A 2,029-nucleotide genomic window follows, 5' to 3' on the forward strand; every position below is an offset into this window, starting at 1 on the left:
GAAGGCCCTGGGCTATATGAGCAATATCAACAACTACCTGCCAATCATTATGGTTTTTTAAAGGGCTTAACCAAAAGCCCTGCAATGTTACCGTACACTCATCATCGTCTTAATGTTGTCATTGTTAAAAATTAATTTACAAAAAATATTCTGAAAAATTCGTTTCTTTAAAGAGGTGTTCAAGGGTTTTTAAAAATCCAGCAATATAAACCATAATTAGATTCCTTTTTGACTAATAACTTTGACCTGTCAAGCGGTGATTCTAAAACTAATTCGTGTAGCGTATATACTCAAATTAAGCCGGATAAATAGGAAACTGCCTTGGTTCAACCACACGAAACGGAAGAATATGAAGAAGCAATGAGGCGGCGTATTTTTTCTTTAACAAAAAGAAATAAGCCAATTTCTTGCGTTACGGTGTGGTCTGATATTTGCGGATATGGACAAGTACTCGATAAATTAAAATGGAATTTAGATGATATTCAACAAGATAATTATATCATCTTGCTACATAAATTTATTGAATTAAATATACATTCTGCTATTCCTATCCCAGGCTTATTGTGCGAAAAATTTTTAATTTTAAACGATGGTTTAGCTCGCACATGTGATATCAGTGAAAATCTTAAAATAGTTGATCTTAGTTTGCCATTTGTTATTTATATTCGAAATCTATTTTTTGCTTATTATAATTCAAAAAAGCTATGCGAAGAATACGGTCTTGGTCTTAGAACGATTTTTGCAGGCGGCGAAAGGATGCAATATTTTTCTGAGTTGATTACCGGTAATTCTTTTCTTGTTTATGATAAGGGCTGTCAAAGAAAAGAAGCCCAAGAATTTTTAAAAACCAATATTTTATATAATCCTTCTGAGTTTCAAATAAATACAGCATTTTCAAAAAGTTATCTAATAGATCGGATAGGTAGTAAAGAAGGTTTCTTACCGAATTGCTGTTATGTGGAACGTAGTTTCTGGGAAAAATGTAATCATCTTTTCAATTTGAGTGTTGAAGTTGAAAACAACTGTATTAGATTGTTTCATCACAAAAAGGAGGTTATACGACTCGATATTCAGAAAGTTCACTGTTTGGATGTACTAGGGTTAACTGTAATTGTTGATCAAATATCAGGTATAAAATTGAGTCTTCCTACTGATAATGAAGAAATTTATACGCGTTTTTAAATAGTGTTTCGTACTATGCATCGCTCCAGGCAAGAAAGTGAAAGCATGACTCAGAGTTTTCAAATAGAGCGTTTGAATGCCCTGTTGGTTTCATAGGGGTTGCTTGTTAGTCAGTTTCTTAATGCTATAATATCAGAAATTATTTTTTTTGAGCTTTGCGATGCCAGTCTTAGCAAAGACACCTGAAAATATAAGTAAAGTCCTAGGTCACTACGCTAATTTATTAGATAATTGGAATGGAGAACATGCATTGTCTCCAGATAGGAGCGCTATAAGAAATGCTAACTACTTTTGGGATCTAATCCAAGAAAGTGATGTGGATTTGCCTTCTGTCCATCTTACGGAAGATGGCGAGATTAATTTCTTATGGGAATTTGATGATAACCCAATTTATTTGGATATTGGATTTATTGGCGATGGATTTTCAGTTTATGCTGTAGATATAGATGAGAAAGAAATTATTGAGGAAAAGGAATACTTTGACAAGGATGTAATCGAATGTCTTTTAAATATTTTAAAGCTAAAAGTTCACTTAAGATGAATGATAATCTTATTAGACATATCATAAGTCATTCCTATGACTATAGAGTAGGGGAACCATCGGATAATGCTTTCCCAATAAAACAACTTTCAGGCAGCGGATTATCGGTTTCAATCGAAAGACTATTAACCACCAAATTACATCCTATAGTCATATCCAGCTTGGTAAAGACCAATCACTCTTATATTTGCGATTACGTAGCTGATATTAAAAATATTGGCTCTTGGCGTCTTCGCGTTGAACTGTATAATATCACGCCATGGCTGGATTGAACCTTTCGAAACCAGTCAAGTCCAACATTAGTCG

The 2,029-nt window shown here is 33.5% G+C and carries 2 protein-coding genes; both read left to right on the forward strand.

Features of this window, described 5'->3' with window-relative positions; genetic code table 11:
* The first annotated feature begins 321 nt into the window (after positions 1-321).
* Positions 322-1,182: a hypothetical protein gene (locus Lfee_RS12550; RefSeq protein ID WP_058447354.1), complete on the forward strand. Its 861-nt coding sequence runs from the start codon at positions 322-324 to the stop codon at positions 1,180-1,182.
* 160 nt (positions 1,183-1,342) lie between these two features.
* The gene (locus Lfee_RS12555) at positions 1,343-1,723 is read left to right on the forward strand and encodes a hypothetical protein (RefSeq protein WP_058447355.1); all 381 of its coding nucleotides are present in this window, start codon (positions 1,343-1,345) and stop codon (positions 1,721-1,723) included.
* The last annotated feature ends 306 nt before the right edge of the window (positions 1,724-2,029 follow it).

Origin of the sequence: Legionella feeleii (assembly GCF_001467625.1) — a bacterium.
Taxonomy (GTDB): Bacteria; Pseudomonadota; Gammaproteobacteria; order Legionellales; family Legionellaceae; genus Tatlockia; species Tatlockia feeleii.